We start from the raw sequence: 20,223 nt of genomic DNA on the forward strand, positions 1-20,223 counted from the left end.
GATTACTATCTTAGCGGCCAAAGCGATCTAAGTTCGCTTTGTTTACTAAGTTAGCTTTCTTCATTACAGACTCATACTGATGAGACATCATATGGGTCTGAACCTGAGCCATGAAGTCCATGATTACGACTACCATAATTAGTAGTGAAGTACCGCCAAAATAGAACTGTACTTTCCACGCAATTAACATGAACTCCGGAATTAAGCAGATAAAGGTAATATATAACGCACCAGCTAGTGTCAGGCGAGTCATAACTTTATCAATGTAACGCGAAGTCTGTTCTCCAGGACGAATCCCGGGAATGAACGCACCACTCTTCTTCAGGTTGTCTGCTGTTTCGCGAGGGTTAAACACCAACGCAGTATAGAAGAAACAGAAGAAAATAATCGCTGTTGCATATAGCAATGAGTACAGCGGTTGTCCTGGTGACACAGCTAGTGAAAAATCACTTAACCATGACATGGACTCATTTTGACCAAACCACTGAGCCAGTGTGCCTGGGAACAAAATGATGCTGGACGCAAAAATAGGCGGGATAACACCGGCCATATTCAGCTTTAGTGGTAAATGAGTGCTCTGCGCTGCAAACACCTTACGGCCTTGCTGACGCTTTGCATAGTTAACAACGATACGACGTTGTCCACGCTCAACGAATACCACAAAATAAGTGACAGCGAAAACAATCACTGCCAGCAACAACAATACTAGTACATTCAAGTCGCCTTGACGCGCCTGCTCGGCCGTTTGACCGATAGCAGATGGCAGACCAGCAACAATACCTGCGAAAATAAGAATCGAGATACCGTTACCTATGCCTCTTTCGGTAATTTGCTCACCTAGCCACATTAGGAACATTGTTCCCGTCACTAAGCTCACTACAGCAACAAAGTAGAAACTGAATCCTAGGTTAACAACTAACCCTGGAACCAAGTTTGGTAAACCTGTTGCGATACCGATTGCCTGGAATGTACCCAGGACCAATGTGCCGTATCGAGTATATTGACTGATCTTCTTACGTCCCGACTCGCCTTCTTTCTTCAATTCAGCAAGTGCAGGATGTACCACAGTCAACAACTGCATAATGATCGATGCCGAAATATACGGCATGATACCTAATGCAAAGATAGAGGCACGTTCAAGGGCACCACCAGAGAACATGTTAAACATGCCTAGGATGGTCCCCTTTTGCTGATTAAACAGCTCTGCTAGTACAGCAGCGTCAATACCAGGAATTGGTACAAACGAACCGGCTCTAAAGACGATAATTGCACCAATCACGAACAGGAGGCGGGTTTTCAATTCTGATAAACCGCCCTTCGCGCTTTTTAAATCAAGTCCTGGTTTTGCCATCGACGTATTATTCCTCGATCTTGCCACCGGCAGCTTCAATAGCTGCACGTGCACCTTTGGTTACCTTAAGACCTTTTACGGTCACTGGGCGCTCAATGGTACCTGAAAGAACGATTTTAGCAAACTGTATGTTGCGAGTAACTAGATTCGCATCTTTCAGCGCATTTAGGTCGATAACATCACCGTTAACTTTAGCTAATTCGCCAACGCGAATTTCAGCTGATACCAACGCAGTGCGTGAAGTAAAACCGAACTTAGGTAGACGGATCTTAAGTGGCATTTGACCACCCTCGAAACCTACGCGAACACCACCGCCAGAACGAGACTTCTGACCTTTGTGACCACGACCTGCAGTTTTACCTAGGCCTGAACCGATACCGCGACCTACACGCTTAGCTGCTGATTTTGCACCTGCAGCTGGTGATAGAGTATTCAATTTCATTGATTAATCCTCCACCTTTACCATGTAGTAAACCTTGTTAATCATACCGCGAACTGAAGGAGTATCTTCTAGTTCAACAGTGTGATTAATGCGGCGTAGACCTAGACCAGTCAAAGTCGCACGGTGCTTTGGTAAGCGACCGATTGAACTCTTGGTCTGAGTTACTTTAAGTGTTTTAGTAGCCATGGTGCATTAACCTCGAATTTCATCAACATTCAGGCCACGCTTAGCTGCGATTTGTGATGGTGACTTCATGTTCACCAACGCATCTACAGTTGCGCGTACGATGTTGATCGGGTTAGTAGAACCGTATGCTTTTGACAGAACGTTATGAACGCCTGCTACTTCCAATACGGCACGCATTGCGCCACCGGCAATAATACCGGTACCGTCAGAGGCTGGCTGCATGTATACACGAGAACCAGTGTGACGACCCTTTACAGGGTGGTGCAAAGTACCATTGCTCAATTCTACAGAAACAATGTTACGGCGAGCCTTTTCCATTGCTTTCTGAATTGCTGCTGGTACTTCACGCGCTTTACCATAGCCATAGCCAACTTTACCATTACCATCACCCACTACTGTTAGTGCAGTGAAGCTAAAGATACGTCCGCCTTTAACTACTTTAGAAACACGATTTACTGCAACTAATTTCTCTTGCAGATCGTCTTTTTGCTGTTGAGCTTCAAATTTAGCCATTTTTCATCATTCCTTAGAACTTGAGGCCAGCTTCACGAGCAGCGTCTGCTAATGCAGCAACGCGTCCGTGATACTTGAAGCCGGAACGATCGAATGCAACTACAGCTACGCCTTTTTCGATAGCGCGCTCAGCAACGGTTTTACCCACTACTTTAGCTGCATCTACGTTACCTGTGTACTTTAGCTGCTCTGATACCGCTTTTTCAGCAGTAGAAGCTGCCGCCAACACTACGTTTTCAGGACTAATTACCTGAGCGTAAGTGTGACGTGGTGTACGATGTACAACCAGACGGTTAACGCCCAGCTCTTGGATCTTCTTACGGGCGCGTAGTGCGCGGCGTAAGCGAGATGTTTTCTTATCCATATCGCGTTACCTACTTCTTCTTAGCCTCTTTACGGCGTACTTGTTCATCAGCATAGCGAACACCTTTACCTTTGTAAGGCTCTGGTGGACGGTAGCCACGAATCTCAGCAGCAACCTGACCAATTAACTGCTTATCGGTACCCTTAAGTACGATTTCAGTTTGGCTAGGACATTCTGCTGTTACGCCAGCGGGTAGTTCGTGTACTAAAGGATGTGAGAAACCTAAAGTCAAATCAACGCCGTTACCAGCAACTTTTGCACGGTAACCAACACCAATTAACTGAAGCTTCTTCTCAAAGCCTTCTGATACACCGATAACCATATTGTTTACTAGTGCGCGAGCTGTACCAGCTTGAGCCCAAGCGTTAACAACGCCTTCAACTGGACCAAACTTGATTTCGCTGCCTTCAACAACAAGACTAACCGCATTGTTAATAACTCGAGTCAAACTACCTTTAGCACCTTTTACGGTGATAGTTTGTTCGTTTAAAGTCACTTCTACGCCTGCAGGGATAGCGACTGGTGCTTTTGCGACACGAGACATTGCTAGCTCCTTATGCTACGTAGCAGATAACTTCCCCACCCATGCCATTTTGGCGGGCAGTACGATCAGTCATCAAACCTTTAGAAGTGGACACAATTGCGATACCCAGACCGCCCATAACCTTAGGAAGTTCGTTTTTACCTTTGTAAATACGAAGACCTGGACGGCTAACGCGCTGGATAGTCTCAACGACTGGTTGCCCTTGGAAATACTTAAGAGTAATTTCCAACTCAGGCTTGGCTTCATCTGCTACGGCGTAGTCAGTGATATAACCTTCTTCTTTAAGCATTTTCGCGATAGCGATTTTTAGCTTAGCAGACGGCATCTTCACAGATACGTGTTTAGCAGCTTGGCCGTTACGAATACGTGTTAACATATCCGCAATAGGATCTTGCATGCTCATATTAGCTTACTCCGTGACAAGTGCTTACCAGCTGGCCTTGCGAAGACCAGGAACTTCACCGCGCATAGTTGCTTCACGTAACTTGATACGGCTAAGGCCGAACTTACGTAGGAAACCATGTGGGCGACCAGTTTGACTACAACGATTACGCTGACGCGCTGCGCTAGAGTCACGTGGTAGAGCTTGTAACTTAAGTACTGCATCCCAACGGTCTTCGTCAGAAGAAGCTGGACTGCTAATGATAGCTTTAAGTGCAGCGCGCTTTTCAGCGAACTTAGCCACGAGCTGTGCACGTTTTGCTTCACGTGCTTTCATTGAACTTTTTGCCATTACGCTACCCTTATTTCTTGAATGGGAAGTTAAAGCCTTCGAGCAGAGCTCGGCCTTCTTCGTCATTCTTCGCAGTAGTAGTGATTACGATATCCATACCACGGATCTTATCGATTTTATCGTATTGGATCTCTGGGAAGATAATCTGCTCACGTACGCCCATCGCATAGTTACCACGGCCGTCGAACGACTTAGCGCTCAAACCACGGAAGTCACGAATACGAGGGATCGCGATATCAACTAAACGCTCTAAGAATTCCCACATACGCTCACCGCGCAGTGTAACCTTACAGCCGATTGGGTAGCCTTCACGGATTTTGAAACCAGCAACTGACTTACGAGCTACAGTCACTACTGGCTTTTGACCAGCGATAGCAGTCATGTCACGAAGCGCGTGCTCCATAACTTTCTTATCTGCTACTGCTTCGCCAACACCCATATTAAGGGTGATCTTTTCAATCCGAGGGACTTGCATGACACTGGTAAAACCGAACTTTTTAGCAAGTTCAGGACTAACAGTCTCTTTGTATTTATCATGCAGTTTCGCCATCGTTTACTCCAAATTACTTAACGAGTTCACTGTTCGACTTAAAGAAACGGACTTTTTTACCGTCTTCAAATCGGAAACCAACGCGATCAGCTTTGCCAGTGGCAGAGTTGAAAATCGCTACGTTTGATGCTTGTAAAGGTGCTTCTTGCTCAACAATACCGCCAGCTACGCCCAATTGTGGGTTTGGCTTTTGGTGCTTCTTAACAAGGTTGATACCTTCAACAATTAATTTACCAGTTGGTAGAACTTGAGAAACCTTACCGCGTTTACCCTTGTCTTTACCTGCTAGTACAATTACTTCGTCTTGACGACGTATTTTAGCTGCCATTTTGAAGCTCCTTACAGTACTTCTGGTGCCAATGAGACAATCTTCATAAACTGCTCTGTACGCAATTCACGTGTCACTGGTCCAAAGATACGAGTACCAATCGGTGCAAGGTTTGCGTTTAGCAATACCGCTGCATTCCGATCGAAGCGAATGACAGAACCGTCTGGACGACGTACGCCTTTCTTAGTACGGACTACCACCGCGTTATATACATCACCTTTCTTCGCTTTACCGCGAGGAATTGCTTCTTTAACAGAAACCTTGATGATGTCGCCGATACCGGCATAACGACGATGAGAGCCACCCAAGACCTTAATACACTGAACTCTACGAGCGCCACTGTTACAGGCGACTTCTAGAGTCGATTGCATTTGGATCATTTTAAGTGCTCCGCTATCGTTACTTCACATTCCCACTATGGGGCTACATTTTACCCTATTTCCGACTTTAATTTAGTCAAAAATGGCGCGCAAGTGTAACACCTAAAAACAGGAATAGATAGTACTAAAAATATAAACGGCTCCAATTTCTGGAGCCGCTTAACTAAATACCTAAAAAACTTAGGCTTTTGTTACTACTTCAACCAGAGTCCAAGACTTAGTCTTAGACAGCGGACGGCATTCGCGAATAGTCACGATATCGCCAGCATTACACTGATTTTGTTCGTCATGAGCATGGATCTTAGTAGTACGCTTGATAAACTTACCGTATAAAGGGTGTTTTACCTTACGTTCAATAGCTACAGTGATAGACTTGTCCATCTTGTCGCTAAGTACTCGACCTTGCAAAGTACGGATATTATCAGACATTATGCACCCGCCTTAGAAGTAATAATGGTCTTAACGCGCGCAATGTTGCGACGCACGATTTTAAGCTGATGAGTCTGAGTCAACTGACCAGTGGCGTGTTGCATACGCAGATTAAACTGCTCACGCAGCAGACCAAGCAGTTCAGCGTTCAATTCTTCAACGCTCTTTTCTGTTAGTTCGCTCGCTTTCATTACATCACCGTCTTAGTTACGAAGGTAGTCTTTAGAGGTAGTTTAGCTGCAGCTAGGGCGAAAGCTTCACGAGCTAACTCCTCAGATACACCGTTCATCTCATAAAGAACCTTACCTGGTTGAATCTGGCAAACCCAGTATTCAACGTTACCCTTACCTTTACCCATACGCACTTCAAGAGGCTTAGAAGTAATTGGCTTGTCAGGGAATACGCGGATCCAGATCTGACCTTGACGTTTAATGTGACGTGTCATAGCACGACGCGCAGCTTCGATTTGACGAGCAGTTAGACGACCACGTCCAACAGCTTTCAAACCGAATTCACCGAAGCTAACTTCAGTGCCGTTCGCTAGACCGCGGTTGCGGCCCTTGAACATTTTGCGAAACTTCATTCTTTTTGGTTGCAGCATTGCCAGCTCTCCTATTTACCGCGAGGCTTACGCTTCGGCTGCTGTTTCGGCTCTTCGTGCTGAGGTAGAACGCCGTCTAGAACTTCGCCTTTGAAGACCCAAACTTTAACGCCAATCACACCGTATTGAGTGTGACTCTCAGAAGTAGAATAGTCGATATCAGCACGCAGTGTATGCAAAGGTACACGACCTTCACGATACCACTCTGAACGCGCAATCTCAGCGCCGCCTAGACGGCCGCTCACTTCAACTTTGATACCCTTAGCACCAAGACGCATTGCGTTTTGAACTGCGCGCTTCATAGCACGACGGAACATAACACGACGCTCTAGTTGCGAAGCGATGCCATCGGCAACAAGCTTAGCATCTAGCTCTGGCTTACGGATTTCAGCGATGTTGATTTGAGCTGGAATACCAGTCAGCTTTGCAACTGCGTTGCGTAGCTTTTCAACGTCTTCACCTTTCTTACCAATCACAACACCTGGACGGGCAGTGTGAATAGTAACGCGAACACTCTTAGCTGGACGCTCGATAACAATCTTAGAAACTGATGCTTGCTTAAGTTTCTGTTCTAGAAACTTACGCACTTCCCAGTCACTGCTCAAGTTATTGGCATAGTCTGACTTGTCAGCGTACCAGGTCGAGATCCAAGGCTTAGTGATACCCAGACGGATACCATTAGGATGTACTTTCTGTCCCATTGCTAACTCCTAGCGATCTGATACAACCACAGTAATGTGGCTGGTACGCTTGATTATGCGATCAGCACGGCCTTTAGCACGTGGCATGATACGCTTCATAGTTGGACCTTCATCGATCATAATCGCTCCAACTCTTAGTTCGTCAATGTCAGCACCTTCGTTGTGCTCAGCATTAGCGATTGCAGAGTCCAGTACTTTCTTAACAAGTACTGCAGCCTTTTTAGGGCTGAAAGTTAGAATTTCGAGAGCCTTAGCAACAGGCAGTCCACGGATTTGATCTGCAACCAAACGGCACTTTTGAGGCGACGTACGGGCAAAACGATGTTTAGCTAAAACTTCCATCTTATGTCTCCCGTATTAACGCTTCTTCGCTTTCTTATCTGCAGCATGGCCGCGATAAGTGCGAGTTGGTGAAAATTCACCAAGCTTGTGGCCGATCATTTCGTCAGTTACGAACACAGGTACGTGCTGACGACCATTATGGACAGCGATGGTCATTCCAATCATGTTAGGAATGATCATAGAGCGGCGAGACCAAGTCTTGATAGGCTTCTTGTCTCCAGCTTCCATCGCTTTCTCTACCTTCTTCAGCAAGTGTAGGTCAATGAATGGACCTTTCTTGAGAGAACGTGGCATGGCGAATCCTCTTACTTTTTATTGCGACGACGTACAATGTACTTGTCGGTGCGTTTGTTACTACGAGTCTTATAACCCTTAGTTGGCATACCCCAAGGTGATACAGGATGACGGCCACCAGAAGTACGGCCTTCACCACCACCATGTGGGTGATCTACTGGGTTCATTGCAACACCACGAACTGTTGGGCGTACGCCTCTCCAGCGCTTAGCACCTGCTTTACCTAACTGGCGTAGCATATGCTCGGCATTACCAACTTCACCCAATGTCGCGCGGCAATCAACCGGCACTTTACGCATTTCGCCAGAGCGAAGACGTAGAGTGGCGTATTCGCCGTCACGAGCAATAACTTGTACATAAGCACCAGCTGAACGCGCGATCTGAGCACCTTTACCAGGCTTCATTTCGACTGCGTGCACTACGCTACCCACAGGGATGTTGCGTAGAGGCAATGCGTTACCGCTCTTGATCTCTGCATCGATACCAGACTGGATCTTATCACCAGCTTGCATGCCTTTAGCAGCAAGGATATAACGACGCTCACCGTCAGCGTATAGTACCAATGCGATGTTAGCAGTACGGTTTGGATCATATTCCAAACGCTCAACCTTCGCAGGGATACCGTCTTTGTTACGCTTAAAGTCGATTAGACGATAATGTTGCTTATGACCACCACCAACGTGGCGGACAGTGATACGACCAGTATTGTTACGGCCACCACTTTTTGATTTTTTCGCCAACAGGCCTGCAAAAGGTTTACCTTTATGCAAATCGCTGTTCACCACTTTAACTACGTGGCGACGACCTGGAGAGGTTGGCTTACACTTAATAACTGCCATGATAATTCTCCTAATGCTTACTCAGCGCCGCCGACGAAATCGATGTCAGCACCAGCAGCTAAGGTAACGTAAGCTTTTTTCCAATCGCTACGACGGCCAGTACGGGCACCGTGACGCTTAGTTTTGCCTTTGTTAACCAAAGTACGAACTGTATCAACTTCAACTTCAAATAGCTGTGCTACTGCAGCTTTAATTTCAGCTTTAGTTGCATCGATAGCTACACGGAAAACTACCGTGTTGTTATTCTCTGCATTCACAGTGCTCTTTTCAGAGATGTGTGGTGCAAGAATAACTTTTAGCAAACGTTCTTGGCTTATCATCCCAGCATCTCCTCGATTTGCTTAATAGCTTCAGCAGTAACAAGTACTTTGTTGAAAGCGATTAGACTTACTGGGTCGATACCAGCAACGTCACGTACGTCAACTTTGTACAGGTTGCGAGCAGCTAAGAACAAGTTCTCGTCAACTTCTGGAGTAACAATCAATACGTCTTCTAGTTGCATTTCATTTAGTTTAGCTTTCAGCTCTTTAGTTTTAGGAGCTTCAACACCAAATGATTCAACAACAACAAGACGGTCTTGACGTACCAATTCAGAGAAAATGCTTTTCAGCGCTCCGCGGTACATCTTCTTGTTAACTTTTTGGCTGTGATCTTGTGTTTTAGCAGCGAATGTTACGCCACCGCCACGCCAGATTGGGCCTTTAACAGTACCAGCACGTGCACGGCCAGTACCTTTTTGGCGCCATGGCTTCTTGCCAGAGCCAGTTACTTCTGCGCGAGTCTTTTGAGCACGAGTGCCCTGACGCGCGTTTGCAGCGTAAGCTACAACTACCTGATGAACCAGTGCTTCATTAAAGTCACGGCCAAAGGTAGCTTCGGAAACTTCAAGAGCACTCTGTGCGTCTTTCAATACCAATTCCATTACTATCTCCTCAGACCTTAAGCTTTAACAGCTGGTTTGATGATCAGGTCGCCATTAGTAGCGCCTGGAACTGCACCCTTAACCAATAGCAGGTTACGTTCAGCATCTACACGTACAACGTCTAGATTTTGAGTAGTAACGCGCTCTGCACCCATGTGGCCAGACATTTTCTTACCTTTGAAAACGCGACCAGGTGTTTGGTTTTGACCAATAGAACCGTTAGCTCTATGTGCCAGTGAGTTACCGTGTGTTGCATCTTGAGTACGGAAGTTCCAACGCTTAATACCGCCTTGGAAGCCCTTACCTTTTGATTGACCAGTAACATCAACTTTCGCTACGTCAGCGAAGATATCTACATTAAGCTCAGCACCAACTTCGATGCCCTCGCCTTCACCATCTGCCAAACGCATTTCCCACAAACCGCGACCAGCTTCAACGCCAGCCTTAGCAAAGTGACCTGCTTCTGGTTTAGTGATGCGATTAGCTTTTTTGGTACCAGTAGTAACTTGAAGTGCACGGTAACCATCTGTATCCAAAGTTCTCACTTGGGTTACGCGGTTAGCAGCAATTTCAATTACTGTTACAGGTACCGACGCGCCATCTTCATTGAAGATGCGAGTCATACCTACTTTACGACCGATAAGACCGATAGCCATCTCTCAAACCTCTTCTAAGGATCTCAATTAACCCAAGCTAATCTGAACGTCAACACCAGCCGCAAGATCTAAACGCATAAGTGCGTCTACAGTCTTCTCAGTCGGCTCTACGATGTCAACAAGACGCTTGTGAGTACGTAGTTCGTACTGATCACGTGCATCTTTATTAACGTGTGGAGAAGTCAAAATGGTATAACGTTCTTTACGCGTTGGTAGTGGAATTGGACCACGAACCTGCGCGCCGGTACGCTTAGCAGTTTCAACGATTTCCGCAGTAGACTGATCAATCAAACGATGATCAAATCCTTTCAAGCGGATACGGATTCTTTGGTTCTGCATTGACCAGAGCTCCTAAAATGTACACAAAAAAATCACCCTCTAGCTGTTTTCCTATAGAAAATAGCAGAGTGAAATGATTTAGCCGTTCGACTCACAATCGGAGTCGCTGTTTTTTTTACGTCAAACCCGAAGGCAGACCAATTAAATCGCCTAATGGTTAAGGCGAGGGGTTATTATACTGATTTCAACTCTGAGATCAACCCCATTGTTTGAAATACCGTCAAATTGACTGGCTTTCACAAAGTGGCGTCATTATACACAGTCCGATCGGGATTGCTAGCCCCCACCCCACTTTTGTTTAGGCAATAAAAAAGGCAGCCTAAGCTGCCCTTTTCAATATTGAGTTAAGACTCGTTGCTATTAAGCAATGATCTTAGCTACAACACCAGCACCAACTGTACGGCCACCTTCACGGATAGCGAAACGTAGACCTTCGTCCATCGCGATTGGGCAGATTAGAGTAACAACCATCTTGATGTTGTCACCAGGCATAACCATTTCTACGCCTTCTGGTAGTTCGATAGTACCAGTTACGTCAGTTGTACGGAAGTAGAACNAAAAAAGGCAGCCTAAGCTGCCCTTTTCAATATTGAGTTAAGACTCGTTGCTATTAAGCAATGATCTTAGCTACAACACCAGCACCAACTGTACGGCCACCTTCACGGATAGCGAAACGTAGACCTTCGTCCATCGCGATTGGGCAGATTAGAGTAACAACCATCTTGATGTTGTCACCAGGCATAACCATTTCTACGCCTTCTGGTAGTTCGATAGTACCAGTTACGTCAGTTGTACGGAAGTAGAACTGTGGACGGTAGCCTTTGAAGAATGGAGTGTGACGTCCACCTTCTTCTTTTGAAAGAACGTATACTTCTGATTCAAAAGTAGTGTGTGGGTTGATTGAACCTGGAGCAGCAAGTACTTGACCACGCTCAACTTCATCACGCTTAGTACCACGTAGTAGTACACCACAGTTCTCACCTGCACGACCTTCGTCAAGCAGCTTACGGAACATTTCAACACCAGTACAAGTAGTCTTAGTAGTATCTTTKATACCAACGATTTCTACTTCTTCACCAACTTTGATGATACCGCGCTCAACACGACCAGTTACTACTGTACCACGGCCTGARATTGAGAATACGTCTTCRATTGGTAGAATGAAAGCACCATCGATAGCACGCTCTGGCTCTGGAATGTAWGTGTCTAGAGCTTCAGCTAGTTCTAGGATCTTAGCTTCCCACTCTGGCTCGCCTTCAAGAGCTTTAAGAGCAGAACCTTGGATAACTGGTAGGTCATCACCTGGGAATTCATACTCAGATAGAAGTTCACGAACTTCCATTTCTACTAGTTCTAGTAGTTCTTCATCGTCAACCATGTCACATTTGTTCATGAATACGATGATGAATGGAACACCAACCTGACGTGAAAGTAGGATGTGCTCACGAGTTTGTGGCATTGGGCCGTCAGTAGAAGCAACTACTAGGATCGCGCCGTCCATCTGTGCAGCACCAGTGATCATGTTNACCTTGGATAACTGGTAGGTCATCACCTGGGAATTCATACTCAGATAGAAGTTCACGAACTTCCATTTCTACTAGTTCTAGTAGTTCTTCATCGTCAACCATGTCACATTTGTTCATGAATACGATGATGAATGGAACACCAACCTGACGTGAAAGTAGGATGTGCTCACGAGTTTGTGGCATTGGGCCGTCAGTAGAAGCAACTACTAGGATCGCGCCGTCCATCTGTGCAGCACCAGTGATCATGTTTTTAACATAATCCGCGTGACCTGGACAGTCTACGTGTGCGTAGTGACGAGTTGGAGTGTCATATTCGATGTGAGAAGTATTAATTGTAATACCGCGCTCACGCTCTTCTGGAGCGTTATCGATCTGTGCGAAATCACGCTTAGTACCACCGTATGCCTTCGTTAACACAGAAGAGATAGCAGCAGTTAGAGTAGTTTTACCATGGTCAACGTGTCCGATAGTACCAACGTTAACGTGCGGTTTTACGCGTTCAAATTTTTCTTTAGCCACGATATATTCCTTTCTTTTCAGAAAATGCTCGGCTTAAAACCGAGCAATAGCAATTAAGTATATCAACAATAGAGCGAAACTGTTTAGCCTCTAGCCTCTATTATTGCTTTAGTAACATTTTGCGGTGCATCAGCATACTTCAAAAACTCCATTGAGTATGAAGCACGGCCTTGGGTTGCACTACGCAAATCGGTTGCATAACCGAACATTTCAGACAAAGGAACTGTTGCATGAACAAGTTTAATACCTGCGATACCGTCATCCATACCTTCAATTAGGCCGCGACGACGGTTCAAGTCCCCGACAACATCTCCCATATAATCTTCAGGAGTTGTCACTTCGACTTTCATACATGGTTCAAGCAACGAAGGATCCGCTTCTAGTGCGCCCTTCTTAAAGCCGATAGAACCAGCCACTTTAAAGGCCATTTCGTTCGAGTCCACATCATGATATGAACCATCGTACAAAGTGACTTTTACGTCAAGAACTGGGAAGCCAGCTAATACGCCGTTCTTCATCTGCTCTTGAATACCCTTATCAACTGCTGGAATGTATTCCTTTGGAACCACACCACCAACAATTTCGTTGACGAATTCGTAACCAAAACCTTCTTCTTGAGGCTCCAGCTTTAACCAAACATGACCGAATTGACCTCGACCACCAGATTGGCGTACGAACTTACCTTCGACTTCCACAGTTTTGCGGATAGTCTCACGATATGCAACTTGTGGTTTACCTACATTACACTCAACACCAAACTCGCGACGCATACGGTCAACGATGATGTCTAAGTGTAGCTCACCCATACCAGAAATCAGTGTTTGACCCGACTCTTCATCAGTTTCAACACGGAATGACGGATCTTCCGCTGCAAGCTTTTGCAACGCTATCCCCATCTTATCTTGGTCAGCCTTTGTTCTTGGCTCAACGGCGATAGTAATTACAGGCTCAGGGAATTCCATGCGCTCTAGAATTACTTTATGGTCTGAATCACACAGAGTATCGCCAGTAGTCACGTCTTTAAGACCAATTAGAGCAGCGATGTCGCCAGCGCGTACTTCCTTAATCTCTTGACGGTCATTAGCGTGCATCTGCACCATACGACCAATACGTTCACGTTTTTGCTTAACAGAGTTATAAACGCCTGCACCTGTCTCCAATACACCTGAATAAACACGTATAAAGGTCAAGGTACCTACGAATGGATCTGTTGCAATCTTAAATGCCAATGCAGCGAATGGAGCATTGTCGTCAGCGTGACGCTCTGTCTCTTCTTCGTTTTCATCGATGCCCTTAATTGCAGGAACTTCGACTGGTGATGGTAGAAAATCTACCACAGCATCGAGAACCGCTTGTACACCCTTGTTCTTAAATGCAGAACCACAGGTTGCCAATACGATTTCGTTATTTAAGGTACGCTGACGTAGTGCCTTCTTGATCTCGTCCTCTGAAAGTTCCCCATCTTCTAGGTACTTTTCCATCAGCTCTTCTGTAGCTTCAGCAGCACTCTCTACCAAATATTCACGCATTTCTGCGGCTTTATCTGTTAGGTGCTCTGGAATGGCTTCATAAGTGAAAGTCATGCCCTGATCATCTTCAGACCAGTTAATTGCTTTCATCTTGATCAAATCGACGACGCCCTTGAAGTCTTCTTCTGCACCAATATTCATTTGAATCGGTACACAAGTAGCGCCAAGGCGGTTGCGGATCTGTTCAACGACACGATCAAAGTTTGCACCTGCGCGGTCCATCTTATTGACGAACACTAAGCGCGGCACACGATACTTATCAGCCTGACGCCAAACAGTCTCAGATTGAGGTTCTACCCCAGATGAGCCACAGAAAACAACGACTGCACCATCTAGTACTCGCAAAGAACGTTCTACTTCAATAGTGAAGTCAACGTGGCCTGGAGTATCGATGATGTTAATGCGGTGTTCAGTGAACTGCGCATCCATTCCGCGCCAGAAAGTAGTCGTTGCGGCTGAGGTGATGGTAATCCCACGCTCCTGCTCCTGCTCCATCCAGTCCATGGTAGCAGCGCCATCATGAACTTCACCGATCTTATGAGACATACCGGTATAGAACAGAACACGTTCAGTAGTAGTGGTTTTACCAGCGTCAACATGAGCACAGATACCGATATTACGGTAGCGCTCAATTGGAGTTGTACGAGCCACGATTTATACCCTCTTAGCTAAAACCTGAGTGTTAGCAATGCAAGTAAGGCGTGGGCAAAAGCCCACGCCAAGATATTACCAGCGGTAATGAGCAAACGCTTTGTTTGCTTCTGCCATACGATGCACGTCTTCGCGCTTCTTAACAGCAGTACCTTTGTTTTCAGATGCGTCTAACATTTCACCTGCTAGACGTAGAGCCATAGATTTTTCACCACGCTTACGTGCAGCTTCAACTAACCAGCGCATCGCTAGTGCGTTACGACGCACAGGACGAACTTCACATGGTACCTGGTAAGTAGAACCACCAACACGACGAGACTTAACCTCGACTGATGGACGTACGTTGTCCAGGGCTGCTTCAAGGATTACTAGTTGATCTTCGCCTTTCTTTTCAGCTGCAGTATCTAGTGCCTTGTAAATAATTTTTTCAGCAGTCGACTTTTTGCCGTCCTGCATAATGACGTTGATGAACTTAGCCAGCAACTCACTGTTGAACTTTGGATCTGGTAGGATTTTACGTTGTCCTACAACGCGACGTCTTGGCATAACAATTTCTCCGTATGCTTCAGGGACCCCAAAACTGGAATCTCGATTATCTCTAGCTTGGCCTTACTTAACGGAAAACGTTAAGACTTAGGACGCTTAGCACCGTACTTAGAACGACCTTGACGACGTTCGCTAACGCCAGCACAGTCTAATGCGCCGCGTACAGTGTGGTAACGCACACCCGGTAAGTCTTTTACACGACCGCCACGGATTAGAATTACGCTGTGTTCCTGCAGGTTGTGGCCTTCACCGCCGATGTACGAAGTTACTTCGAAACCGTTAGTTAGACGCACACGAGCTACTTTACGTAGTGCAGAGTTTGGTTTTTTTGGTGTGGTTGTGTATACGCGAGTACAAACACCACGCTTTTGTGGACACGCATTCAACGCAGGCACATTAGTCTTATCGACTTTTGGCGCGCGAGGCTTACGTACCAACTGGTTTACAGTTGCCATGTATAGCTCCGAATCAGTTGACTAAATCAACAGTAAGGTGTGAAAAATCTATATCCCACAGGTGTGGGACGCGAAATTTTAGAAGTGTATGAGGTTTCTGTCAAGAAATAGACAACTTTATAACCGATTTAAAGTAAAAAAAGGCGCCAAAAGCGCCTTTTTTACAATCTATTTACTTTTTCAGCAACGATTAATCATTGCTTCCAGCTAGATTTAGTAGATCCGCAAGGTTCTGCTCAGCTTCGCTTGCACTAATCGCTGGTGCTTCTTCAGTTGCCGCACTTGGCACTGCTGTAGCACGCTTCTGATGGTAAGAATAACCTGTACCAGCAGGGATTAGACGACCAACGATTACGTTTTCTTTCAGACCACGTAACTTGTCGCTCTTACCGCCAACAGCTGCTTCAGTAAGAACACGAGTGGTCTCCTGGAACGATGCTGCAGAGATGAACGATTCAGTCGCAAGTGACGCCTTAGTGATACCAAGAAGTTCACGTTCGAATGTTGCAGGCTGCTTACCTTGTGCTTCTAGTTCGCGGTTAGCGATCTTCACACGAGACACTTCAGCTTGTTCACCCGGTAGGAATTCACTGTCACCTGCGTCAATGATCTCACACTTACGCAGCATCTGGCGAATGATCACCTCAATGTGCTTATCGTTGATCTTAACGCCCTGTAGACGGTAAACGTCCTGTACTTCATTCACGATGTAGTTAGCCACATTGTGGATACCACGTAGACGTAGAATGTCGTGTGCCGCTTCTGGACCATCGGCAATAACTTCACCACGTTCGACTTTTTCACCTTCGAACACGTTCAGGTTACGCCACTTAGGAATCATCTCTTCATACTGCTCACCACCATCAGCTGGGGTGATCACTAGACGACGCTTACCTTTGGTTTCTTTACCGAACGAGATAGTTCCCGATACTTCAGCAAGAATTGCAGGCTCTTTTGGCTTACGCGCTTCGAACAAGTCAGCTACGCGTGGTAGACCACCGGTAATATCGCGAGTCTTAGAAGATTCTTGAGGAATACGTGCTAATGCATCACCAACGTTAATTGGTGCGTTATCGTCAAGGTTTACAATCGCGTGACCTGGTAAGAAGTATTGCGCAGGTACTTCAGTACCTGGGATCATCAAGTCGCTACCATCAGCAGCAACAAGACGGATCATAGGACGCATCTCTTTACCTGCAGTTGGACGTTGACCAACTTCTAGTACGACGATTGAAGAAAGACCCGTTAATTCGTCTGTTTGACGTGTCATAGTGACACCTTCAATCATATCTACGAACTTAATACTACCCGCCACTTCAGTGATAATTGGGTGAGTATGTGGATCCCACTTAGCGATAATTTCGCCAGCAGCTACGCCGTCATCTTCCAACTTCTCAAGTACAGTACCGTAAGGAACCTTATAACGCTCTTTCTCACGGCCTAGCTCATCGATAATTGCTAATTCAGAAGAACGAGAAACAATTACCAGCTTACCGTTGCTGTTAGTTACATACTTAGCGTTGTGTAACTTAAGCGTACCTGAGTTCTTAACTTGAACGTTGTTCTCAGCTGAAGCTCGAGATGCCGCACCACCGATGTGGAAAGTACGCATCGTAAGCTGTGTTCCTGGCTCACCAATTGACTGAGCAGCAACAACACCAATCGCTTCACCTTGGTTGATGATATGGCCACGAGCCAAATCACGACCATAACAAGCAGCACACACACCGAAGTCTGTATCACAGCTAATTACTGAACGAACGATCATTTCGTCGATAGAGTTATCTTCAACGATGTCACACCAAGCTTCGTCAAGAAGCGTGTTACGTGGCACAAGTACTTCTTCAGTACCTGGCTTGAACACATCTTGTGCAACAACACGACCAAGAACACGTTCACGTAACGGTTCAACTACATCACCACCTTCAATCAGCGGCTTCATAGTTAGACCTTCGTAAGTTCCACAGTCGTCTTCGATAACAACTAAGTCTTGTGCAACGTCTACTAGACGACGAGTCAGGTAACCAGAGTTAGCTGTCTTCAATGCCGTATCCGCAAGACCCTTACGCGCACCGTGAGTAGAAATAAAGTACTGAGATACGTTTAGACCTTCACGGAAGTTAGCCACAATTGGGGTTTCGATGATTGAGCCATCAGGCTTAGCCATCAGACCACGCATACCGGCCAACTGACGAATCTGTGCAGCACTACCACGAGCGCCTGAGTCGGCCATCATGTAGATACTGTTGAACGATTCTTGCTGCTCTTCTTCGCCATCACGGTTAATCACTGTCTCTTTAGACAGGTTTTCCATCATCGCTTTAGAAACTTTTTCGTTCGCGCTTGCCCAGATATCGATTACTTTGTTGTAACGCTCACCAGCTGTTACTAGACCAGATTGGAACTGCTCTTGAATTTCAAGAACTTCCGCTTCAGCATCCGCTACTAGCGTGTACTTAAGATCTGGAATAACCATATCGTTGATACCTACAGAGGCACCCGAGATAGTTGCAAAGTGGAAACCTGTGTACATCAATTGGTCAGCAAAGATAACGGTATCTTTAAGACCTAGTTGACGGTAACAAGTGTTCAATAGCTTAGAGATCTGCTTCTTACCCATGTTTTGGTTAACCAAATCATAAGAAAGACCTTTTGGCAGGATCTGTGAAAGCAATGCACGACCAACGGTTGTATCAACAACACGACGTGTCTTAACTTTTTCACCGGCTTCGTTCGTCGTCGTTTCGGTAATACGAACCTTAACGCGAGCGTGTAGCTCAGCAACACCTGTGCGGTAAGCTTTTTCAGCTTCAGCCACATCAGCGAATGCCATGCCTTCACCCTTGCCGTTAATACGCTCACGGCTAGTGTAGTAAAGACCCAATACAACGTCCTGTGACGGTGTAATCACCGGCTCACCGTTTGCAGGTGAAAGGATGTTGTTGGTAGACATCATTAGTGAACGTGCTTCTAACTGCGCTTCTAGCGTTAGTGGCACGTGAACAGCCATTTGGTCACCGTCGAAGTCGGCGTTGTATGCCGCACAAACCAACGGGTGAAGCTGAATCGCTTTACCTTCGATTAGTACTGGCTCAAATGCCTGGATACCTAGTCTGTGCAGTGTTGGTGCACGGTTAAGCATCACTGGATGTTCGCGGATCACGTCATCTAGAACGTCCCAAACTTCTGGAACTTCGCGTTCTACCATCTTCTTAGCAGCTTTAATGGTTGTAGCTAAGCCACGACCTTCTAGCTTGCCATAGATAAATGGCTTAAATAGCTCAAGTGCCATCTTCTTAGGAAGACCACACTGGTGTAGACGTAAAGTAGGACCTACGGTAATTACCGAACGACCAGAGTAGTCAACACGCTTACCTAGCAAGTTCTGACGGAAACGACCTTGCTTACCTTTGATCATATCAGCCAAAGATTTAAGCGGACGCTTGTTAGAACCGGTAATAGCACGACCACGACGACCGTTGTCTAATAGTGCATCAACAGATTCTTGCAACATACGCTTTTCGTTACGTACGATGATATCTGGAGCAGCTAGGTCTAATAGACGCTTTAGACGGTTGTTACGGTTGATTACACGACGGTAAAGGTCGTTCAAATCAGACGTAGCAAAACGTCCGCCATCTAGTGGAACTAGAGGACGTAGATCTGGTGGCAGAACCGGTAGCACTTTAAGGATCATCCACTCAGGCTTGTTACCTGAAGTGAAGAATGCCTCAATTAGCTTAAGACGCTTAGTGATCTTCTTACGACGAGTCTCAGAATTGATTGATGGCAATTCTTCGCGCATCATTTCAATTTCTTTCTCAAGATCGATAGCACGTAGCAATTCTAAAACTGCTTCAGCACCCATCTTGGCATCGAATTCATCACCGTACTCTTCCAATGCATCCAGATAGTTTTCTTCTGTCAGCATTTGGCCGCGTTCAAGGCTGGTCATGCCAGGCTCGATTACTACGAAAGATTCGAAGTAAAGTACACGTTCGATATCACGAAGAGTCATGTCTAGCATCAAACCGATACGAGATGGCAGAGACTTCAAGAACCAAATGTGCGCAACTGGGCTAGCTAGATCGATGTGACCCATACGCTCACGACGTACTTTAGTCTGTGTAACTTCTACGCCACACTTTTCACAGATCACACCACGGTGCTTTAGACGCTTATACTTACCGCATAAACATTCATAATCTTTTACTGGACCAAAAATACGCGCACAGAACAAACCTTCACGCTCAGGCTTGAAAGTACGGTAGTTAATGGTTTCTGGCTTCTTAACTTCACCAAAAGACCAAGAGCGGATCAAGTCAGGCGACGCTAGGCCGATCTTGATACCTTCAAATTCTTCAGTCTTGCTTTGCTGTTTCAGAAACTTTAATAAGTCTTTCACGTTTCTCTCCTGAAGGAGTTAAACCGGGTGCCCTGCCAATGCAGAGCACCAATTTCTTTTGCCATAGAGGCAGTAACC

The 20,223-nt window shown here is 45.9% G+C and carries 26 protein-coding genes and 3 pseudogenes; all 29 read right to left on the reverse strand.

Going from position 1 to position 20,223, the window contains the following annotated elements; genetic code table 11:
• Positions 1–10 precede the first annotated feature (10 nt).
• Positions 11–1,351 (reverse strand): preprotein translocase subunit SecY, encoded by a 1,341-nt coding sequence (gene secY / locus L1D44_RS20335; RefSeq protein WP_012279168.1) that lies wholly within the window; start codon positions 1,349–1,351, stop codon positions 11–13.
• A 7-nt stretch (positions 1,352–1,358) separates the two neighbouring features.
• Positions 1,359–1,793, reverse strand: a complete 435-nt coding sequence (gene rplO / locus L1D44_RS20340) for a 50S ribosomal protein L15 (protein WP_028767961.1) — start codon at positions 1,791–1,793, stop codon at positions 1,359–1,361.
• A gap of 3 nt (positions 1,794–1,796) precedes the next feature.
• Positions 1,797–1,979: a 50S ribosomal protein L30 gene (rpmD, locus tag L1D44_RS20345; protein WP_220770220.1), complete on the reverse strand. Its 183-nt coding sequence runs from the start codon at positions 1,977–1,979 to the stop codon at positions 1,797–1,799.
• 6 nt (positions 1,980–1,985) lie between these two features.
• Complete coding sequence (gene rpsE / locus L1D44_RS20350; protein ID WP_220770219.1) at positions 1,986–2,492, reverse strand: 30S ribosomal protein S5; 507 nt, start codon at positions 2,490–2,492, stop codon at positions 1,986–1,988.
• Between the two features lie 13 nt (positions 2,493–2,505).
• The gene (rplR, locus tag L1D44_RS20355) at positions 2,506–2,856 is read right to left on the reverse strand and encodes a 50S ribosomal protein L18 (protein ID WP_202287025.1); all 351 of its coding nucleotides are present in this window, start codon (positions 2,854–2,856) and stop codon (positions 2,506–2,508) included.
• Positions 2,857–2,866: 10 nt separating this feature from the next.
• Complete coding sequence (rplF, locus tag L1D44_RS20360) at positions 2,867–3,400, reverse strand: 50S ribosomal protein L6 (protein ID WP_220770218.1); 534 nt, start codon at positions 3,398–3,400, stop codon at positions 2,867–2,869.
• A gap of 10 nt (positions 3,401–3,410) precedes the next feature.
• The gene (rpsH, locus tag L1D44_RS20365) at positions 3,411–3,803 is read right to left on the reverse strand and encodes a 30S ribosomal protein S8 (protein ID WP_220770217.1); all 393 of its coding nucleotides are present in this window, start codon (positions 3,801–3,803) and stop codon (positions 3,411–3,413) included.
• A gap of 24 nt (positions 3,804–3,827) precedes the next feature.
• The gene (rpsN, locus tag L1D44_RS20370) at positions 3,828–4,133 is read right to left on the reverse strand and encodes a 30S ribosomal protein S14 (RefSeq protein ID WP_202723797.1); all 306 of its coding nucleotides are present in this window, start codon (positions 4,131–4,133) and stop codon (positions 3,828–3,830) included.
• 10 nt (positions 4,134–4,143) lie between these two features.
• Complete coding sequence (rplE, locus tag L1D44_RS20375; protein ID WP_202723798.1) at positions 4,144–4,683, reverse strand: 50S ribosomal protein L5; 540 nt, start codon at positions 4,681–4,683, stop codon at positions 4,144–4,146.
• Positions 4,684–4,696: 13 nt separating this feature from the next.
• Entirely contained in the window at positions 4,697–5,011 is a 315-nt protein-coding gene (gene rplX / locus L1D44_RS20380) for a 50S ribosomal protein L24 (RefSeq protein ID WP_028767968.1), read from the reverse strand.
• Positions 5,012–5,022: 11 nt separating this feature from the next.
• The gene (rplN, locus tag L1D44_RS20385; RefSeq protein WP_025823474.1) at positions 5,023–5,391 is read right to left on the reverse strand and encodes a 50S ribosomal protein L14; all 369 of its coding nucleotides are present in this window, start codon (positions 5,389–5,391) and stop codon (positions 5,023–5,025) included.
• A 180-nt stretch (positions 5,392–5,571) separates the two neighbouring features.
• Entirely contained in the window at positions 5,572–5,820 is a 249-nt protein-coding gene (rpsQ, locus tag L1D44_RS20390) for a 30S ribosomal protein S17 (RefSeq protein ID WP_220770216.1), read from the reverse strand.
• Positions 5,820–6,011: a 50S ribosomal protein L29 gene (gene rpmC / locus L1D44_RS20395; RefSeq protein ID WP_012144642.1), complete on the reverse strand. Its 192-nt coding sequence runs from the start codon at positions 6,009–6,011 to the stop codon at positions 5,820–5,822. The genes rpsQ and rpmC overlap by 1 nt, the downstream gene beginning before the upstream one ends.
• On the reverse strand, positions 6,011–6,421 hold the full coding sequence (rplP, locus tag L1D44_RS20400) for a 50S ribosomal protein L16 (RefSeq protein ID WP_220739654.1): 411 nt from the start codon (positions 6,419–6,421) through the stop codon (positions 6,011–6,013). The genes rpmC and rplP overlap by 1 nt, the downstream gene beginning before the upstream one ends.
• Positions 6,422–6,432: 11 nt before the next feature.
• Complete coding sequence (gene rpsC / locus L1D44_RS20405) at positions 6,433–7,122, reverse strand: 30S ribosomal protein S3 (protein ID WP_202723800.1); 690 nt, start codon at positions 7,120–7,122, stop codon at positions 6,433–6,435.
• 9 nt (positions 7,123–7,131) lie between these two features.
• A complete protein-coding gene (rplV, locus tag L1D44_RS20410) occupies positions 7,132–7,464 on the reverse strand; it encodes a 50S ribosomal protein L22 (RefSeq protein ID WP_012144645.1) in 333 nt (110 codons plus the stop codon).
• Between the two features lie 15 nt (positions 7,465–7,479).
• Positions 7,480–7,758, reverse strand: a complete 279-nt coding sequence (gene rpsS, locus L1D44_RS20415; protein WP_011863970.1) for a 30S ribosomal protein S19 — start codon at positions 7,756–7,758, stop codon at positions 7,480–7,482.
• 11 nt (positions 7,759–7,769) lie between these two features.
• A complete protein-coding gene (gene rplB, locus L1D44_RS20420) occupies positions 7,770–8,597 on the reverse strand; it encodes a 50S ribosomal protein L2 (protein WP_220770215.1) in 828 nt (275 codons plus the stop codon).
• 17 nt (positions 8,598–8,614) lie between these two features.
• Positions 8,615–8,917: a 50S ribosomal protein L23 gene (gene rplW / locus L1D44_RS20425; protein ID WP_220770214.1), complete on the reverse strand. Its 303-nt coding sequence runs from the start codon at positions 8,915–8,917 to the stop codon at positions 8,615–8,617.
• Positions 8,914–9,519 carry a 50S ribosomal protein L4 gene (gene rplD / locus L1D44_RS20430; RefSeq protein ID WP_028767974.1) on the reverse strand — a complete coding sequence of 202 codons (606 nt, stop codon included), beginning with the start codon at positions 9,517–9,519 and terminating at the stop codon, positions 8,914–8,916. The genes rplW and rplD overlap by 4 nt, the downstream gene beginning before the upstream one ends.
• 17 nt (positions 9,520–9,536) lie before the next feature.
• Positions 9,537–10,175, reverse strand: a complete 639-nt coding sequence (gene rplC, locus L1D44_RS20435) for a 50S ribosomal protein L3 (RefSeq protein WP_220770213.1) — start codon at positions 10,173–10,175, stop codon at positions 9,537–9,539.
• Positions 10,176–10,202: 27 nt separating this feature from the next.
• Positions 10,203–10,514: a 30S ribosomal protein S10 gene (gene rpsJ / locus L1D44_RS20440; RefSeq protein WP_005503530.1), complete on the reverse strand. Its 312-nt coding sequence runs from the start codon at positions 10,512–10,514 to the stop codon at positions 10,203–10,205.
• 360 nt (positions 10,515–10,874) lie between these two features.
• Positions 10,875–11,069, reverse strand: a pseudogene (gene tuf, locus L1D44_RS20445) (elongation factor Tu); the annotation flags it as partial.
• A gap of 55 nt (positions 11,070–11,124) precedes the next feature.
• Positions 11,125–12,039: pseudogene (gene tuf / locus L1D44_RS20450) on the reverse strand (elongation factor Tu); the annotation flags it as partial.
• Between the two features lies 1 nt (position 12,040).
• Positions 12,041–12,559 (reverse strand): annotated as a pseudogene (locus L1D44_RS20455) (GTP-binding protein); the annotation flags it as partial.
• Positions 12,560–12,642: 83 nt separating this feature from the next.
• The gene (gene fusA, locus L1D44_RS20460; RefSeq protein WP_239893080.1) at positions 12,643–14,739 is read right to left on the reverse strand and encodes an elongation factor G; all 2,097 of its coding nucleotides are present in this window, start codon (positions 14,737–14,739) and stop codon (positions 12,643–12,645) included.
• Between the two features lie 75 nt (positions 14,740–14,814).
• Positions 14,815–15,285, reverse strand: coding sequence for a 30S ribosomal protein S7 (rpsG, locus tag L1D44_RS20465; protein ID WP_202723806.1), 471 nt, complete (start codon positions 15,283–15,285; stop codon positions 14,815–14,817).
• Between the two features lie 80 nt (positions 15,286–15,365).
• A complete protein-coding gene (rpsL, locus tag L1D44_RS20470; protein ID WP_012327264.1) occupies positions 15,366–15,740 on the reverse strand; it encodes a 30S ribosomal protein S12 in 375 nt (124 codons plus the stop codon).
• A gap of 190 nt (positions 15,741–15,930) precedes the next feature.
• Positions 15,931–20,145: a DNA-directed RNA polymerase subunit beta' gene (gene rpoC / locus L1D44_RS20475; protein ID WP_220770211.1), complete on the reverse strand. Its 4,215-nt coding sequence runs from the start codon at positions 20,143–20,145 to the stop codon at positions 15,931–15,933.
• Between the last annotated feature and the right edge of the window lie 78 nt (positions 20,146–20,223).

The sequence above is a fragment of the Shewanella sp. Isolate13 genome, from assembly GCF_022398325.1.
In the GTDB taxonomy this organism is placed as follows: Bacteria; Pseudomonadota; Gammaproteobacteria; order Enterobacterales; family Shewanellaceae; genus Shewanella.

Excerpts from the sequence above, each read along its gene's own strand:
- rplR (WP_202287025.1), bottom strand. The coding sequence starts at position 2,856 with ATGGATAAGAAAACATCTCGCTTACGCCGCGCACTACGCGCCCGTAAG.
- rplX (WP_028767968.1), bottom strand. The coding sequence starts at position 5,011 with ATGGCAGCTAAAATACGTCGTCAAGACGAAGTAATTGTACTAGCAGGT.
- rplV (WP_012144645.1), bottom strand. The coding sequence starts at position 7,464 with ATGGAAGTTTTAGCTAAACATCGTTTTGCCCGTACGTCGCCTCAAAAG.
- rplB (WP_220770215.1), bottom strand. The coding sequence starts at position 8,597 with ATGGCAGTTATTAAGTGTAAGCCAACCTCTCCAGGTCGTCGCCACGTA.
- rpsE (WP_220770219.1), bottom strand. The coding sequence starts at position 2,492 with ATGGCTAAATTTGAAGCTCAACAGCAAAAAGACGATCTGCAAGAGAAA.
- rplW (WP_220770214.1), bottom strand. The coding sequence starts at position 8,917 with ATGATAAGCCAAGAACGTTTGCTAAAAGTTATTCTTGCACCACACATC.
- rpmC (WP_012144642.1), bottom strand. The coding sequence starts at position 6,011 with ATGAAAGCGAGCGAACTAACAGAAAAGAGCGTTGAAGAATTGAACGCT.
- rpsH (WP_220770217.1), bottom strand. The coding sequence starts at position 3,803 with ATGAGCATGCAAGATCCTATTGCGGATATGTTAACACGTATTCGTAAC.
- rpsN (WP_202723797.1), bottom strand. The coding sequence starts at position 4,133 with ATGGCAAAAAGTTCAATGAAAGCACGTGAAGCAAAACGTGCACAGCTC.
- rpsJ (WP_005503530.1), bottom strand. The coding sequence starts at position 10,514 with ATGCAGAACCAAAGAATCCGTATCCGCTTGAAAGGATTTGATCATCGT.
- rpmD (WP_220770220.1), bottom strand. The coding sequence starts at position 1,979 with ATGGCTACTAAAACACTTAAAGTAACTCAGACCAAGAGTTCAATCGGT.
- rplC (WP_220770213.1), bottom strand. The coding sequence starts at position 10,175 with ATGGCTATCGGTCTTATCGGTCGTAAAGTAGGTATGACTCGCATCTTC.
- rplO (WP_028767961.1), bottom strand. The coding sequence starts at position 1,793 with ATGAAATTGAATACTCTATCACCAGCTGCAGGTGCAAAATCAGCAGCT.
- rplN (WP_025823474.1), bottom strand. The coding sequence starts at position 5,391 with ATGATCCAAATGCAATCGACTCTAGAAGTCGCCTGTAACAGTGGCGCT.
- rplE (WP_202723798.1), bottom strand. The coding sequence starts at position 4,683 with ATGGCGAAACTGCATGATAAATACAAAGAGACTGTTAGTCCTGAACTT.
- secY (WP_012279168.1), bottom strand. The coding sequence starts at position 1,351 with ATGGCAAAACCAGGACTTGATTTAAAAAGCGCGAAGGGCGGTTTATCA.
- rpsS (WP_011863970.1), bottom strand. The coding sequence starts at position 7,758 with ATGCCACGTTCTCTCAAGAAAGGTCCATTCATTGACCTACACTTGCTG.
- rpsQ (WP_220770216.1), bottom strand. The coding sequence starts at position 5,820 with ATGTCTGATAATATCCGTACTTTGCAAGGTCGAGTACTTAGCGACAAG.
- rpsG (WP_202723806.1), bottom strand. The coding sequence starts at position 15,285 with ATGCCAAGACGTCGCGTTGTAGGACAACGTAAAATCCTACCAGATCCA.
- rplF (WP_220770218.1), bottom strand. The coding sequence starts at position 3,400 with ATGTCTCGTGTCGCAAAAGCACCAGTCGCTATCCCTGCAGGCGTAGAA.
- rplD (WP_028767974.1), bottom strand. The coding sequence starts at position 9,519 with ATGGAATTGGTATTGAAAGACGCACAGAGTGCTCTTGAAGTTTCCGAA.
- rplP (WP_220739654.1), bottom strand. The coding sequence starts at position 6,421 with ATGCTGCAACCAAAAAGAATGAAGTTTCGCAAAATGTTCAAGGGCCGC.
- rpsC (WP_202723800.1), bottom strand. The coding sequence starts at position 7,122 with ATGGGACAGAAAGTACATCCTAATGGTATCCGTCTGGGTATCACTAAG.
- rpsL (WP_012327264.1), bottom strand. The coding sequence starts at position 15,740 with ATGGCAACTGTAAACCAGTTGGTACGTAAGCCTCGCGCGCCAAAAGTC.